17 protein-coding genes are annotated in these 15,607 nt (G+C 62.8%); 2 read left to right on the plus strand and 15 right to left on the minus strand.

The window, feature by feature from the left end; genetic code table 11:
• From ACWGS9_RS26130 to ACWGS9_RS26195, 14 genes are all read right to left on the minus strand, one after another.
• On the minus strand, window positions 1-1,080 hold a 1,080-nt coding region (locus ACWGS9_RS26130; RefSeq protein ID WP_454507977.1), incomplete at its 3' end, for a 2-oxo acid dehydrogenase subunit E2.
• 3 nt (window positions 1,081-1,083) lie between these two features.
• Window positions 1,084-1,353, minus strand: coding sequence for a hypothetical protein (locus ACWGS9_RS26135; protein ID WP_454507978.1), 270 nt, complete (start codon window positions 1,351-1,353; stop codon window positions 1,084-1,086).
• Window positions 1,354-1,383: 30 nt separating this feature from the next.
• Window positions 1,384-2,778 (minus strand): pyruvate dehydrogenase complex E1 component subunit beta, encoded by a 1,395-nt coding sequence (locus tag ACWGS9_RS26140; protein ID WP_454507979.1) that lies wholly within the window; start codon window positions 2,776-2,778, stop codon window positions 1,384-1,386.
• A 15-nt stretch (window positions 2,779-2,793) separates the two neighbouring features.
• Window positions 2,794-3,831, minus strand: coding sequence for a pyruvate dehydrogenase (acetyl-transferring) E1 component subunit alpha (gene pdhA, locus ACWGS9_RS26145; RefSeq protein WP_454507980.1), 1,038 nt, complete (start codon window positions 3,829-3,831; stop codon window positions 2,794-2,796).
• Between the two features lie 175 nt (window positions 3,832-4,006).
• Complete coding sequence (locus ACWGS9_RS26150) at window positions 4,007-4,330, minus strand: FtsB family cell division protein (protein ID WP_454507981.1); 324 nt, start codon at window positions 4,328-4,330, stop codon at window positions 4,007-4,009.
• A 156-nt stretch (window positions 4,331-4,486) separates the two neighbouring features.
• Window positions 4,487-5,761, minus strand: coding sequence for a phosphopyruvate hydratase (gene eno, locus ACWGS9_RS26155; protein WP_454507982.1), 1,275 nt, complete (start codon window positions 5,759-5,761; stop codon window positions 4,487-4,489).
• Window positions 5,762-6,148: 387 nt separating this feature from the next.
• Window positions 6,149-6,514, minus strand: a complete 366-nt coding sequence (locus ACWGS9_RS26160) for a PRC-barrel domain-containing protein (RefSeq protein ID WP_095765629.1) — start codon at window positions 6,512-6,514, stop codon at window positions 6,149-6,151.
• Window positions 6,515-6,587: 73 nt separating this feature from the next.
• Window positions 6,588-6,794, minus strand: a complete 207-nt coding sequence (locus tag ACWGS9_RS26165) for a dodecin family protein (RefSeq protein ID WP_112099570.1) — start codon at window positions 6,792-6,794, stop codon at window positions 6,588-6,590.
• A gap of 95 nt (window positions 6,795-6,889) precedes the next feature.
• Window positions 6,890-7,735 carry a 3-deoxy-8-phosphooctulonate synthase gene (gene kdsA / locus ACWGS9_RS26170; protein WP_454507983.1) on the minus strand — a complete coding sequence of 282 codons (846 nt, stop codon included), beginning with the start codon at window positions 7,733-7,735 and terminating at the stop codon, window positions 6,890-6,892.
• Complete coding sequence (locus tag ACWGS9_RS26175; protein WP_454507984.1) at window positions 7,732-8,619, minus strand: VOC family protein; 888 nt, start codon at window positions 8,617-8,619, stop codon at window positions 7,732-7,734. The genes kdsA and ACWGS9_RS26175 overlap by 4 nt, the downstream gene beginning before the upstream one ends.
• Before the next feature lie 76 nt (window positions 8,620-8,695).
• Complete coding sequence (locus tag ACWGS9_RS26180) at window positions 8,696-8,986, minus strand: Dabb family protein (RefSeq protein WP_454507985.1); 291 nt, start codon at window positions 8,984-8,986, stop codon at window positions 8,696-8,698.
• A gap of 102 nt (window positions 8,987-9,088) precedes the next feature.
• Window positions 9,089-9,217, minus strand: coding sequence for a hypothetical protein (locus ACWGS9_RS26185; RefSeq protein WP_320217745.1), 129 nt, complete (start codon window positions 9,215-9,217; stop codon window positions 9,089-9,091).
• A 230-nt stretch (window positions 9,218-9,447) separates the two neighbouring features.
• The gene (locus ACWGS9_RS26190; RefSeq protein WP_454507986.1) at window positions 9,448-11,436 is read right to left on the minus strand and encodes a bifunctional 2',3'-cyclic-nucleotide 2'-phosphodiesterase/3'-nucleotidase; all 1,989 of its coding nucleotides are present in this window, start codon (window positions 11,434-11,436) and stop codon (window positions 9,448-9,450) included.
• A 144-nt stretch (window positions 11,437-11,580) separates the two neighbouring features.
• Window positions 11,581-12,846, minus strand: coding sequence for an NAD(P)/FAD-dependent oxidoreductase (locus ACWGS9_RS26195; RefSeq protein WP_454507987.1), 1,266 nt, complete (start codon window positions 12,844-12,846; stop codon window positions 11,581-11,583).
• A 174-nt stretch (window positions 12,847-13,020) separates the two neighbouring features.
• Here ACWGS9_RS26195 and ACWGS9_RS26200 point away from each other — a divergent pair, with 174 nt between their 5' ends.
• Window positions 13,021-13,680 (plus strand): 5-formyltetrahydrofolate cyclo-ligase, encoded by a 660-nt coding sequence (locus tag ACWGS9_RS26200; protein WP_454507988.1) that lies wholly within the window; start codon window positions 13,021-13,023, stop codon window positions 13,678-13,680.
• 6 nt (window positions 13,681-13,686) lie between these two features.
• On the opposite strand, the gene ACWGS9_RS26205 is transcribed toward ACWGS9_RS26200, so the two are convergent.
• Window positions 13,687-14,160 (minus strand): Lrp/AsnC family transcriptional regulator, encoded by a 474-nt coding sequence (locus tag ACWGS9_RS26205; protein ID WP_040994689.1) that lies wholly within the window; start codon window positions 14,158-14,160, stop codon window positions 13,687-13,689.
• Window positions 14,161-14,363: 203 nt separating this feature from the next.
• Between ACWGS9_RS26205 and ald the strand changes: the two genes are divergently transcribed.
• Complete coding sequence (gene ald / locus ACWGS9_RS26210; protein WP_454507989.1) at window positions 14,364-15,479, plus strand: alanine dehydrogenase; 1,116 nt, start codon at window positions 14,364-14,366, stop codon at window positions 15,477-15,479.
• Window positions 15,480-15,607 lie beyond the last annotated feature (128 nt).

Raw genomic sequence — 15,607 nt, forward strand, 5'->3', positions numbered from 1 at the left:
GCTCGCCAGGTCCTTCATCTCGTTGGAGATGGTGGACAGCGTCTTTTCATCGGCATGGCGGATGATCGGCGTGATCAAGCCGCCGGGGATCGACACGGCGACGCCGACATCGGCGTGCTTGTGCTTGACCATGGCGCTGTCGGTCCACGAAGCGTTCGCATCCGGCACCGCCATCAGCGCCACGGCAAAAGCCTTGATGACCATGTCGTTGACCGAAAGCTTGTAGGCCGGCGCCTCGCCCTTTTCGGTCTTCTTCATCGGCGCTGCCGCATTCAACTGCGTGCGCAGCGCCAAGAGCGCATCGAGCTCGCAGTCGAGCGTCAGATAGAAATGCGGGATGGTGGACTTCGCCTCGACCAGACGGCGCGCGATGGTCTTGCGCATATTGTCGTGCGGCACGAGTTCGTAGGAGCCTTCGGCGAAAAGCTTCAGCACCTGATCGTCCGACATCGGCTTAGGTGCGGTAGCCGGAGCCGACGCTGGCGCGCCTGCCGGCGCCTTCGCCGCCGGTGCGGCCTTGGCGCCGCCGGAAGCGATCGCGGCCTCGACGTCGACCTTCACCACGCGACCATGCGGGCCGGAGCCGGTCATTGCCGTTACATCGACGCCGGCATCCTTGGCGATGCGGCGGGCCAGCGGCGATGCGAAGACGCGGTCGCCAGAGGCGTGCCCGTTGGCGGCGGGAGCGGGCCCGGCCTTCGCCGGTGCGGGCGCCGTAGCGGCTGCTGCCGCTTTCGGCGCTTCCTTGGGCGCCTCGGCCTTCGGAGGCTCGGCCTTGGGTGCCTCCGCCTTCGACGCGGCATCGCCACCGCTCTTGGCCGCGGCTCCGGCATCCTCGCCTTCACCGGCCAGGATGGCGATCAGCGCGTTGACCTTGACGCCTTCGGTGCCGGCCGGAACCACCAGCTTGGCGACCGTACCTTCGTCGACGGCTTCGACTTCCATCGTCGCCTTGTCGGTCTCGATTTCGGCGATCACGTCACCGGGCGAAACCTTGTCGCCTTCCTTCACGAGCCACTTGGAAAGATTGCCTTCTTCCATGGTGGGCGACAGGGCCGGCATGGTGATGTTGATAGGCATCGCTCACTCCTGGATGAATTTGAACAGGCCGCGCATGACTGTCAGCGTGGCGACGATGAACACCGGTGGCAAGACACCGAAATGGAAACCGCTTTTGCTCATTTCCAGGCTCATCATGGCGCCTGTCTGGTCGACCCGAGCGGAGCCGGTCGCAACAATGGCGAGAACAAGCGATGCGGCGCCGCTGAACATCAACAGGATCGCGTCGAATTTGCCCGTCATGGAACGCACAAAAAAGGCAACCGCGACGGTGGGAAGGATGACGGCAGCCAAGACCCAGAAAGACGGCATTGGCGTAGCCCCCTAGCGATAGGTAACGGCTTTGACGGCCTCGACGACCTCGCCGACATTGGGCAAAGCCAGCTTCTCGAGGTTCGCCGCGTAAGGCATCGGCACGTCCTTGCCGGCAATGGTGATCACCGGCGCATCGAGGAAGTCGAAGGCGCGCTGCGAGACCTGGTTGGCGATGTGATCGCCGACCGAGCTCTGCGGGAAGCCTTCCTCGACCACCACCAGCCGGTTGGTCTTCTTGACCGAGGCGATGATGGTGTCGAAATCGAGTGGGCGAATGGACCGCAGATCGATGATCTCGGCATCGATGCCCATGCCGCGCAGTTCGGCTTCCGCCTTGACCGCATAGGTCATGCCGATGCCGAAGGAGACGAGGGTGACGTCCTTGCCCTGCTTGTGGATGCGCGCCTTGCCGATCGGCAGCACGAAGTCGTCGAGCTTCGGCACGTCGAAGGACTGGCCGTAGAGGATCTCGTTTTCGAGGAAGATGACCGGGTTCGGATCGCGGATCGCAGCCTTGAGCAGGCCCTTGGCGTCGGCTGCAGTGTAAGGCATCACCACCTTCAGGCCTGGAATGTGGCTGTACCAGGCGGCATAGCACTGCGAGTGCTGGGCAGCGACGCGGGCGGCGGCGCCGTTCGGGCCGCGGAAGACGATCGGCGCGCCCATCTGGCCGCCGGACATATAGAGCGTCTTGGCGGCCGAGTTGATGATCTGGTCGATCGCCTGCATGGCGAAGTTGAAGGTCATGAACTCGACGATCGGCTTCAGCCCAGCCATCGCGGCACCCACTCCGACGCCGGCAAAGCCATGCTCGGTGATCGGCGTATCGACCACGCGACGCGGGCCGAATTCCTGCAGCAACCCTTGAGTGATCTTGTAGGCGCCCTGGTACTCGGCGACCTCCTCGCCCATGACGAAGACGTCGCCGTCGCGGCGCATTTCCTCGGCCATGGCGTCGCGGAGCGCTTCGCGCACAGTGGTCGAGACCATCTCGGTGCCGGCGGGAATGTCGGGGTCCGCAGCGACTTCCGTTTTCGGCGCGGCGGCGGCAGGTGCCGCGGCCTCGCCCTTGGCTGCGGCGGGTGCCGGCGCCGGCGCTGCGGCCTCAGGCTTGGCAGGCTCTTCTTCGCCGATGCCTTCGCCGGCCTTGTCGACGTCTTCGCCGTCGACGGCAAGCACGGCGATCACCGCGTTGACCTTGACGCCTTCCGTGCCGGCAGGAACCACGATCTTGGCGAGCGTGCCTTCGTCGACGGCTTCGACCTCCATCGTCGCCTTGTCGGTCTCGATCTCGGCGATGACGTCACCGGCGACGATCTTGTCGCCTTCGTTCTTCAGCCATTTGGAAAGATTGCCCTCTTCCATGGTCGGGGAAAGCGCGGGCATGAGAATTTCGATCGGCATGTCCTTGCCCTCTCCTTAGAGTACGATATCGGTCCAGAGCTCGGACGGATCCGGCTCGGCGTCGTGCTGGGCGAATTCGGCGGCGTCGGCGACGATGTCGCGGACTTCCTTGTCGATAGTCTTGAGCTCGTCCTCGCTCGCCCACTTCTTGTCCATCAGCCGCGCCTTGACCTGTTCGATCGGGTCGTGTTCGGAGCGCATCTTCTGCACTTCTTCCTTGGAGCGGTACTTCGCCGGGTCGGACATCGAATGGCCGCGATAGCGGTAGGTCTGCATTTCGAGGATCAGCGGACCGTTGCCGGCGCGACACCATTCGGTGGCAAGATCGGCCGCCGACTTCACGGCGCGGACGTCCATGCCGTCGACCTGGATGCCGGGGATCTTGAAGGAAGCGCCGCGATGCGAGAAATCGGTCTCGGCCGACGAGCGCGACACAGACGTGCCCATGGCGTAGCGGTTGTTCTCGATGATGTAGATCACCGGCAGCTTCCATAGCGAAGCCATGTTGAAGCTTTCATAGACCTGGCCCTGGTTGGCGGCGCCGTCGCCGAAATAGGTCAGCGAGACATTCTTGTTGTCGCGATAGCGATTGGCGAAGGCGAGGCCGGTGCCGAGCGACACCTGCGCGCCGACGATGCCATGGCCGCCATAGAAATGCTTCTCCTTGGAGAACATGTGCATGGAGCCGCCCTTGCCCTTCGACAGGCCGCCGCGGCGGCCGGTGAGCTCGGCCATGACGCCGCGCGGCGACAGGTCCATCGCCAGCATGTGGCCATGGTCGCGATAGGCGGTGATCATCTGGTCGCCTTCGATCAGCGCCATCTTCATGCCGGTGACGACGGCCTCCTGGCCGATATAGAGGTGGCAGAAGCCGCCGATGAAGCCCATGCCGTAGAGCTGGCCGGCCTTCTCCTCGAAGCGGCGGATCAACAGCATGTGCCTATAGGCGGAAAGCTCTTCTTCCTTGGTGAAATCCGCCGGCTTCGGCGCTGACAGATTGGGCTGTTTGTCGGATCTGGATTTGGCGGGCGCTTTTTTGGCGGCGGTGGCCATGCGTCACTCCCTGTTGGCGTCTCTTTGCGGACATTCGGGGAGATCGATCGTCTCCCCACCGATTTCTGGGAAGCTAACACGCAAGGATGTATTGCGCCATGCTGAAAAGTGCATGGCTGGCATGCATCTAAGCGATTAGAATCGTTGCAAATAAAGGTGATTAACCGAATTTCGATTATTTCGTCGGAGCAGGCAGCATGATGGTGATTTCGTCAGGATGGGACAGATTGAGCCCCTTTCGGGCCTGCTCGTCAAGCATATCCTTCTCCAGCGTGCCTTCATGCATCAGCTGGACGCGGCGCTCGAAGTCGATCCGGCGCGCCTTGACGGCATCGAGTTGTGCCTGCAATTCGACCTTTCGAGCTTCAAGCCGGTACTTGGAATAGATGCCGAATTCGCCGTGATAGGCATGGAAGCCGAAATAGGCCAGGAACAGCACGCAAAGCGAGGGGATGATCAGCCTGCCGGTGTTTCTCTGCTTGTGCTGACGTGTCCACATGACCCGAACCCTCGCGGCCGCGAACGCAAGCGGCCATGAGTCATATTTCGCCCGATTGTGCTTAATGGACAGTTACGGACGGCCTGATCCGGGATCGCTGGAAACGAAAAAGGGCGGGAATGCCCCGTCCCCTCCGGATTGTTCGAACAGGCTGGATCAGCCCTTGACCACCGACTTGCCGGCGTAGCGCGCCTGCTTGCCGAGCTCTTCCTCGATGCGGATGAGCTGATTGTATTTGGCCATGCGGTCCGAACGCGACAGCGACCCGGTCTTGATCTGTCCGCAATTGGTGGCGACGGCGAGGTCGGCGATGGTCGAATCCTCGGTCTCACCCGAGCGGTGCGACATGACGGCGGTGTAGCCGGCCTTGTGCGCGGTCTCGACCGCGTCAAGCGTTTCGGTCAGCGAGCCGATCTGGTTGACCTTGACCAGGATCGAATTGGCGACGCCCATGCGGATGCCGTCGCGCAGCCGCGCCGTGTTGGTGACAAAGAGGTCGTCGCCGACGAGCTGGATCTTCTTGCCGATCAGATCGGTCAGGATCTTCCAGCCTTCCCAGTCGTCCTCAGCAAGGCCGTCCTCGATGGTGATGATCGGATAATCGGAGGCGAGCTTGGCGAGATATCTGGCCTGCGCCTTCGGGTCGCGGGTCTTCTTCTCGCCCTCATAGACATAGTTGCCGTCCTTGAAGAACTCGGTGGCGGCGCAGTCGAGGCCGAGCGCGACGTCCTCGCCCGGCTTGAAGCCGGCCTTCTCGATCGATTCCATGATGAAATCCAGCGCTGCGGGCGCACTTTTCAGGTTGGGGGCGAAGCCGCCCTCGTCGCCGACATTGGTGTTGTGGCCGGCATCCTTGAGCTTCTTGCGCAGCGTGTGGAAAATCTCCGAGCCCCAGCGCACGCCGTCGCGCAACGTCGGCGCGCCGATCGGCAGGATCATGAATTCCTGGAAGTCGATCGGGTTGTCGGCATGCGCGCCGCCATTGATGATGTTCATCATCGGCACCGGCAGAATGTGCGCCTTGGTGCCGCCGACATAGCGGTAGAGCGGCAGGCCTGCGGCTTCCGCCGCGGCCTTGGCGACCGCCAGCGACACGCCGAGGATGGCGTTGGCGCCGAGGCGGCTCTTGTTCGGCGTGCCGTCGAGCTCGATCATCGTCTGGTCGATATGGATCTGGTTCTCGGCTTCCATGCCGCCGATCGCCTCGAACAGCTCGCCGTTCACGGCCTCGACAGCGCGCTGGACGCCCTTGCCCAGATATCGCGGCCCGCCGTCACGCAATTCGACCGCCTCATGCGCGCCGGTCGATGCGCCCGACGGCACCGCGGCGCGGCCCATCGAGCCGTCCTCAAGCACCACATCGACCTCGACGGTCGGATTGCCACGGCTGTCCAGGATTTCACGCCCGACAATGTCGATGATGGCGGTCATTTGCGATGTCCCCGATTGATCGATTGAAGCGTCGCGACCCTCTTAGCCAAAGCGGAGCAAAAGGCAATCGGCGGGGCCGCAATTATTGCCGCGCGCACGATTCACGAAGCGCAAATTTCTGTCATCATAAGTCATGCGCGCAGCGTGGCCTTCTCATCTATGGTCGCGTTCGCGCGGGGCGAAACAGGAGGAGTTTCGCCATGTCCCAGTTGAGCGGTATCGTGAGTTTGTTCCTGATCGCGGCGGCGTTCCCTGACGTCATGCGACGATCGGAAACCCCAGCAGAGCTCGGTAGAGCTATCGACCCTCCAAGCGGCGCAGTAGCACCAAGCTGAAGGGCTCTCGGCCTGCCGGGAGCCCTTCGATTTCCGTGTGCCGGTCAGTGCGTCAATGCCAATAGGGCTTCACGTGGTAATACTGGAATGAGGCATCGCGAGCGGCTTCACCGTCCGCGCCGGTCAGTTCGTCGATCGAATATGCGGGCGCGGCCTGGAGCTGCTCCTTGGTGAATGGCACGACGTAGCCGCCTCTGTCCTCGTCATAGTCGAGGGTCGCCCACGGAACGGCGTGGTACTTTTCGCCCATGCCGAGAAAGCCGCCGAAACCGATCACGGCGAACATGATGCCGTTCGACATCTTGTCGAGCATGACGTCCTCGATGCTGCCGATGCTCTTGCCCTCGGTGTTATAGACTGACGTGCCGATGACGCGCGAGGCGGCAATGGCTTCGGTATGCCCGGACGGGGTGGTCATGGTGGTGCTCCTCTCGTTTGAATGCCTGCACTGACAATGAGAGGAGCGGGCGAAGGTTCCCCGACTTTTGTGCTCAGTTGTCGGTGAGAATGAAGGTGACCTTCATGTTGACCCGGTAAGCCGCGATCTTACCATCCTCGACCACGATCTTCTGGTCCTGGATCCAGGCACCCTCGACGTTTTTCAGGGTCTTTGCGGCGCGCGCAATGCCCTTTTCGATGGCGTCCTGAAAGCTCTTCTTGGACGACGACGTGATTTCGGTGACGCGGGCAACAGACATGGCTTCCTCCTGCCAGGACGCTCAGTTACGGAAAGGAGCGTATCGCCGGCTCAGCGTAATCACAAGCCGGCGCAGGGTCGGTTCAGCCGCCGGGATCAGAGCCCCTTGGCGATGCGGTCAAAAGCCATCAGCTTTTCCAGCAGCGCCGGCATGTCCTTCAGCGGCACCATGTTGGGACCATCGGAAGACGTCGAGTTGTCCGGGTCCTGATGGGTTTCGATGAAGACACCGGCGACGCCGACGGCAACGGCAGCGCGCGCGAGCGTCTCGACAAAGCGCCGTTCGCCACCCGAGGAGCCGCCCTGTCCGCCCGGCTGCTGCACGGAATGGGTGGCGTCGAAAATCACCGGAGCGCCGATCTCGGCCATGATCGGCAGCGCGCGCATGTCCGAGACCAGCGTGTTGTAACCGAAGGAGGCGCCGCGCTCGGTGGCCAGCACGTTCGGGTTGCCGGAGCCGGTGATCTTGGCGATCACGTTCTTCATGTCCCAGGGAGCAAGGAATTGGCCCTTCTTGACGTTGATGACCTTGCCGGTCCTGGCCGCTGCCACCAGCATGTCGGTCTGGCGCGACAGGAAGGCCGGTATCTGCAGCACATCGACATGCGGGGCGACGATCGCGCATTGCTCCTCGGTGTGGACGTCGGTCAGCACCGGAAGGCCGAACTCCTTGCGCAAATCGTCGAAGATCGGCATCGCCGCCTCGATTCCGGCGCCGCGTGTCGCCGACAGCGAGGTGCGGTTGGCCTTGTCGTAGCTGGTCTTGTAGACGAGGCCGATGCCCAGCCGTTGCGTCAGTTCGTTCAGCGCGCCGGCCATGTCGAAGGCGTGTTGGCGCGATTCAAGCTGGCACGGGCCGGCGATCAGCGACAGCGGCGCATTGTTGGCGAAGACGACCTTGCCGACGGTTACCGATGCATTGGGCGCCAGGGGCTTGCTCATGGGATCTCCCGGAAGATGAAGGCGGCACCCTGCCCGGGCGCCGGCGGAACGACGATATCATTGCCGCACATGTCGTGATCGATTGCGCCTGTCGCAAGCGCGCGTGCGGCTGAAGCTTTGTCGCGGATCGAGAATACAACCGCCTGAAACCGCAAATGCCGCGATGGCTGGGCGACCAGGCCGAAGCGCTGCGCGTAGCTTTCGGGCGTGACGACGCTCAGGATCGCATTCGGCAGCCGCACCGCGTCGTCACCCGCCCCCAACTCGGCCGCAATCGCGTCGGTGGCGATAGAGATCAGTCCGATCTGCGCGGAAGGCGCATCGCTGACCGCGATCACTTCGACGATGCCGGTTACGCCATTGGCATGGGCCTGTAGCGCCGTGCGGTCGATGTTCGGCGCATTGATGCGTTCGGTGGCAAAGAGGAAGGCATCCATTGTCTCTTTGCCAGATGCGAAGGCGAGCTTGAACGATGCCGTGTCGCTCCTGCCATTTGGATCGGTGAAGGCGCGCGAGAAGCTCAACGTATTGCCGGCCGACAGGCCGGCTTCAAGATAGCGGGTGTGGTCGGCGTCGGCATTGCCGGTGCCGAGGGCGACGGCGGAAAAACCGTCGTCGCCCAGCCTGTCGCGATAGAGGCGATCGCGCGCGACGAAGACATTGCCCGAGCCGATCGCCTGTGCGGCTATGGCTTCATTGCCCACTGCCAGAGGCTCCAGATAGGTGCCGTCGACGAAAAAGACGCAAGCATTCTCGGTTCCGAAAGGATGGACGCCGATCGGTGCGACGACAAAACCGAGCGAGGCCAGACGCGTACGCGCGGCGTCGAGGCTCCGTACCGGCAACACCAGATGGTCGAGTGGACGGGCGGATTTTTTGATCATGCCGGCGCGGTGTGCCCCATTCCGGCCGGCGGTTCAAGAGCACTGGACCGACGGAGCGCGCCGCGGCGCGGGCAGTTCAGGCCGCGGCCACGACATCCGCCGAATAGCGCAGTTCGCGCAGCGGCTTCACCTTGCTGGTCGTATCGGCATAAATCGGATGCGCCTTGTAAGCGGCAAGAGCCGCGTCGTCCTCGAACTCGGCATAGACGACCACATCGATCGCGTTGGAGAACAGATCGACCTTGGTGTTGAGCGTCACCTCGAAATGCCTCGAGTGCGGAATCCTGCCGAGCGCCAGCAGGCCCGAGCGCACAGCTTCGACATCTTCCTTGCGCCGCACGCTGAAGAAAACGATGTGCCGGATCAATCCAGCCTCCCTGGTCGTCGGTTCAGCGGTGTTTCTGTGGGAGCAATGCCCGGGCGTCAACCGGCAACGATGTCGCGCCCGCGATGCAAAAATTGGCGAGGCCTACCCGGTGACGTAGCGCACTATGCGCGACATTTCCCGGACGGTCACATCGAGATAGTGACCATGATTGTAAAGGCCGTCCCAGATCAGGAAGAAGGTGATGGCGGCGATGACGATCACATAACGCATAGCTAAAACTATCGCATGTGAACGGCCGGAACCAGAGTAGGGACGTCAGCGATTGATCGAGTTAACTGCTTTTTGCCTGGGACCGCATTCTGCCGACGGCGGTGCCCCCCGAAAGAGGATGTCCGGCCGCATGGGTGCGAGACCACGCGCTCGTGAGGCATGTGATGAAACCGCGATCGCCATCGCATATTTTCGATGCCAGCCGACGCGAGCACTGCAGTCCCGAAGCGTCAAAGCGTGATGCGGCATTTGGCAAAGCCCGCCTCGCCCTCGCCGGCGGGCTCGATCTTCAGGGATTTCACCTCGGCGATGAAATCCTTAGCCCTCGGTCCAGTCTCGAAGACGACGCTGGCGCCGGGCAGCGGCGCGAAGGACCAGTTGCCGTCCGCCGACGGGTTGATCGTGCCCTCGCTGACGATATAGCGCACGATCACGTCGCGGTTGGTGTCCGGCGCCTCGTAGATGATCTTCGAGGCGTTGATGTCGGGGAAATTGCCGCCGCCGCCAGCGCGGTAGTTGTTGGTGGCAACAACGAATTTCGCTGCCGGATCAATCGCTTTGCCGTTGAATTTCAAATCGATGATACGGTTGGAACCGGCGTTCGCGACGCCGCCCTTGGCATCATATTTCGGCGGTTGCGACAGGTCGATCCTGTAGGTGACGCCGTCGATGACGTCGAAATTATAGGACGGGAAGTCGGTGTTGATGAGCGGCTGATCCGGTTTGCCCGGCTCGATACGGTTGAAGATGCCGGCAGACATCTCCAACCATTCCTTCACCTCCGCGCCGGTGATTTCGACCGCGCGCACCGTGTTGGGATAGAGGTAGAGATCGGCAACGTTCCTGATCGCGATGTCGCCCACGGGAACGTCGGTGTAGTAGTCGGCGCCGTTGCGGCCGCCGGCCTTGAAGGGTGCCGCCGCCGACAGCAGCGGCACGTCCTTCCACTCAGTGCTCTTCAATATGTCCTTGAGATACCAACTCTGCGCCTGGTTGACGATCTGCACGGACGGATCGTCGGCAACCAAGGCGAAATAGGAATAGAGCGGTGCCGATGTCTTGCCGACCGGGCGGCGGACATAGGCAAGTGTCGCCTGATGGTCCTGCTCGAGCGCCGCGATGATGTGCTTGTCGTCGCCAACCGTCGCCTTGTTCTTGTTGTCGACCCGCTCATAGATCGGCCGCGCCTCGGAGGTCGCCGAGACGACCCGCCATTTCGAACCGTCGCGCTGCAAAAGCAGGTCGATGAGACCCATATGCGAGCCCCAGAAGCCGCCCATGACAGCCGGCTTGCCCTGCAGCGTGCCTTTCTCGGTGTCGACGCCTTCGAGCGCCTGGAAATCCTTCTTGCCCGGGAAGACCAGATGCTGGTGACCGGTGAAAACCGCGTCGATGCCCGTGACGCCGGCGACGAAGAAGGAGGCGTTCTCCATCTTGTCGCCCAGCTTGATGTCGATGCCGGAATGCGAGAGCGCGATGACGATGTCGGCGCCCTCTTCCCTTATCTGCGGCACCCACGCCTTGGCCGCCGCGACGATGTCGCGCGTCTGGACGTTGCCTTCGAGGTTCTTCAGGTCCCAGACCATGATCTGCGGCGGCACGAAGCCGATGACGCCGATCCTGATCGGCTGCTCGGCTCCGGACCCGTCCTTGATCTTCTTGTCGAGGATGACATAGGGCTTGAGATAGAGCTTGTCGTCGCGCGGGTTCGTGGCAAGCGTGGTGCCGCGGATCAGGTTCGCGCAGACGAACGGGAAATTGGCGCCGGCCAGCACTTTGTCGAGGAAGGACAGGCCGTAGTTGAATTCATGGTTGCCAAGCGTCGAGCATTCATAACCGAGCAGGTTCATGCCCTTCATGACCGGATGCAGGTCGCCATCCTTCATGCCCTTCTCATAGGCTACATAGTCGCCCATCGGACTGCCCTGTAAGAGGTCGCCATTGTCGATCAGCATTGAATTCGTAGCTTCCTTGCGCACCGCGCCGATCAGCGAGGCGGTTCGCGACAGACCCATCGTGTCGTTCGCTTTGTCGGCGTAGTAGTCGTAAGGCAGCAGGTTCACATGGATGTCGGTCGTCTCCATGATCCTGAGATGCGCCTGACCGGCCGCGGCGCGGGCGGAGAAGGGGTGGAGCATGATCAGCGCGCCGCCAGCGGCCGCACCGGCCAGGAACCCGCGACGGGAGAAGTTGCGATGGGAGATGGGCAGTCGCGACATTTTATTCTCCGCTTCGACAACACGACAACCCCTGCCCCAAGCATGGAGCATGGCGCTGAAGACCCTTTGAGTCCATGTGCTCGGAAAACCTTTCGATCACGAGAAGGTGACGCGTCGATGAAGCAGGCGACAGCGAGGAGAAGATCAGCTCTTGTCGTCGTCGCCCTGCGTGATCAGCCGCGCGCTACGCTGTCCGGTGAGGTATATCCATAGCCAGCTAAGTGACACCGCGAGCCGGTTGCGGAAATCGATCAGGAAATAGATGTGGGCAATGCCCCAGAGCCACCAGGCGAGCCAGCCGGTGAGCTTGATCCAGCCGAAATCGATCGCGGCGGCGCGCTTGCCGATTGTCGCCAGGTCGCCGGCATGGCGGTACTGGAAAGGACGCGTTGCGGTGTCGCCGGCAAGTCGTGCCTTGATCGTCGCGGCAACATGCTTGCCTTCCTGCTTGGCCGAGGGCGCCACACCCGGCACCGGCTTTCCATCCGGCCGCAACACATGTGCGGTGTCGCCGATGACGAAAATGTCGGGGCTGCCCGGCACCGTGAGGTCGGGCTCGACCAGCACCCTGCCCGCCCGATCGGCCGCCGCCTCCAGCCACTCGGCCGCCGGCGAAGCGGCAACGCCAGCCGCCCAGATGATCGTTCTTGCCGGCAGGCGCTTGTCGCCGAAGACGACGCCTTCGGCATCCAGTTGAGTGACGGGGCGCCCGAGTTCGACGGTGACGCCGAGCCGTTCGAGCGCCTTTTGCGCATAGGCCGACAGCTGCGGGGCGAAATTGGCCAGGATCCGGTCGCCGGCCTCGATCAGGACGACGCGCGCCTGCCGCGTGTCGATGTTGCGGAATTCGCCGCGCAACGTGTCATGCGCAAGCTCGATGATCGTACCGGCGAGTTCCACGCCTGTGGGACCGCCGCCGACAATAACCAGCGTCAGCAGTGCCTGACGCTTGGCCGGATCGGTTTCGCGCTCTGCCTGCTCGAAAGCGAGCAGGATGCGGCGGCGGATCGTCGTGGCGTCCTCGAGCGTCTTCAGCCCCGGCGCGAAAGGCTCCCATTCGTCATGGCCGAAATAGGCATGGCGCGCGCCCGTGGCGAGCACCAGCGTGTCGTAGGGAATAGAGCTGCCGTCTTCGAGGAGCACGCGTTTGCCTGCGCGGTCGACGCCGGTGACATTGCCCAGTAGGGTCGTCACGTCCTTGCGCCTGCGCAACAGATGACGGATCGGCCAGGCGACCTCGGAGGTCGCGAGCGACGTCGTTGCCACCTGGTAAAGCAGCGGCTGGAACAAATGGTGGTTGCGTTTGTCAATCATGGTGATGCGCACCGGAACACCGGCCAGGGCGCGGGTGAGCTCGAGACCGCCGAAGCCGGCGCCGACGACAACGACCTTATGCTCGGTTTCGCTCATTTCATTCCACCTCGCCAAGTGCGATCGCCGTCCATGATGTAAGTATTTTTGTGCGCTGCAACAATATTGCATCCGGCAATGATCATGCCCGGGAGTCGTCGCGCGGCGTCGTGAATGCACAGGCGACCACATAAGCGCGAGTATAGCGTGAAACAAAACGACAGGGAGCCAAGCATGGCTGACGACCGCGATGACGAAGGGCCGGCACAATACGCTTCACCACCCTGCTTTATGCATGAACTCGACCCGGAATACCGGGAGCCGCTCTCCGATTGGACGGACGTCAGGCGATGGCGCAAAGCCGAGCGCGAGCGGCTCATCGGCGCCCGCCTCGCCGTTTCAGCCGATGCTCGCACCGCAATGTCGGCGCGTGTTGCGGGCGGCCTCGATGCGCTGATCGGAGACATCGCCGGCCGGATGGTCAGCCTCTACTGGCCTTTTCGAGGCGAGCCGGATTTGCGTGGCTGGATGGCCGCGGTCAACGAGCGCGGCGGCCGCACCGCGCTGCCTGTCGTCATCGAGAAGGGACAACCGCTGGTATTTCGCGCCTACAAGCCGGGCGACCGGCTTGAAAAGGGTGTCTGGAACATTCCGATCCCGGCCGAGGGCGATCCGGTGTTGCCCGACATCGTGATTTCGCCGATCGTCGGCATCGATCCCGGCAAGTACCGGCTTGGCTATGGGGGCGGCTTCTTCGACCGCACGCTGGCGGCGATGCCGTTCAGGCCGCTCGTCATCGGCGTCGGCTATGAATTGCAGCGCATCCCGACCATCTATCCGCAGCCGCACGACATTCCCATGACGACCGTGGTGACGGAGGCTGCCGGCGCTTAGCAACGCCTAGGCCATCTCAGGCCGCAGCCCGACCGCCGTGCGATCGACGATCTCGCGCAGCGCGAAGGACGAGTTGATCTTCGTCACATGCGGCATGGCCGACAGCCACTCCTTGTGGATTCGCTCATAGTCGACGAGATCTTTCGCCGCGATGCGCAGGATGTAGTCGTATTCGCCTGACATCAGGTGGCAGGAGAGCACGTTCGGACAGCGCTTGATCGCCGCCTCGAAATCCGACAGCGTCTTCTCGAACTGGCCTGACAGCGATATATGCACGATCGCCGTCATCTGGTGGCCGAGCGCGCTGTTGGAGAGCCGCGCGTGGTAGCCGCGGATGGTTCCGGACTTCTCCAGATTGTCGAGCCTGCGCGAGCAGGCCGATTGCGAGAGGCCGACCTTCTCGGCAAGCGCAGCATTGGGTATCCGACCATCCTTCTGCAAAGTCTCCAGAATGGCGATATCAATCCTATCGAGCGGCATTTTTCGTGGTTCCTGCGAATTTCCTGCCATTTTGCGCAACGATTATCGAAGAACGGTCATTGCCGCAAGTGCATTCGCAAACACATACGGAACGATTCGTGGTTGACTGCGGTTACTGCGTGTCCGCCTCCACATTTGGAGCCGGCGGCATGCACGAGTGACAGGGAGAGCGCCCCTTGAAGGGCGCGGACAGGAGAAGAAAGATGCGCGTCGGCTGCCCCAAGGAAATCAAGAACCATGAATATCGCGTCGGCCTGACGCCCGGCTCGGTCCGCGAATATGTCGCGCATGGCCACGAAGTGCTGGTCGAGACCGGAGCGGGCGCTGGGATCGGCGCCGACGACAACGCCTACCGCGCAGCCGGCGCCACCATCGCCAAGACGGCCGCCGACGTGTTCGCCAAGTCGGACATGATCGTCAAGGTCAAGGAGCCGCAGCCCAACGAATGGATCCAGCTGCGCGACGGCCAGATCCTCTACACCTATCTCCATTTGGCTCCGGATCCGGAGCAGACCAAGGGTCTTCTCGGTTCAGGCGTCACCGCGGTTGCCTATGAGACAGTGACCGACGATCGCGGCGGCCTGCCGTTGCTCGCGCCGATGTCGGAAGTCGCCGGCCGCCTGTCGATCCAGGCCGGCGCGACCGCGCTGCAGAAGGCCAATGGCGGCCGTGGCGTGCTGCTTGGCGGCGTGCCTGGCGTGCTGCCCGGCAAGGTCACCGTGCTCGGTGGCGGCGTCGTCGGCCTGCATGCGGCCAAGATGGCAGTTGGCCTCGGTGCCGACGTCACCATCATCGACCGCTCGATCCCGCGCCTGCGCCAGCTCGACGACATCTTCGGCGGCCGCGTCCATACCCGCTACTCGACCGTCGAAGCGCTGGAAGAAGAGTGCTTCTCGGCTGACGTCGTCGTCGGCGCTGTGTTGATCCCGGGCGCCGCGGCGCCCAAGCTCGTTACCCGCGAAATGCTTTCCGGCATGAAGAAAGGCTCGGTGCTGGTCGATGTGGCGATCGACCAGGGCGGTTGCTTCGAGACCTCGCATGCCACGACCCACGCTGATCCGACTTATGAGGTCGATGGCGTCATCCACTATTGCGTCGCCAACATGCCTGGCGCCGTGCCGGTCACTTCGGCGCATGCGCTCAACAACGCGACGCTGCACTACGGCCTGCAGCTTGCCGACAAGGGTCTCAAGGCGCTGGTTGACGATCATCACCTGCGCAACGGCCTCAATGTCCACAAGGGCAAGATCACCAACCGCGCCGTCGCCGAGGCGCTCGGCTACGAAATGGTCGAGCCGAAGGCAGTGCTTGCCGCCTGACAAGCTCGCAGAGCTTTCTTCCAGTCGCCCGCCGGTCATTCCGGCGGGCTTTTTGTTGCGCGGAAACTGGCTCCCGTCGAGAAATCCTGGCAACAAAAAAGCGGAGCAAAAGCCCCGCTTCCTCGGTG

Source organism: Mesorhizobium sp. Arg314, from assembly GCF_053714275.1.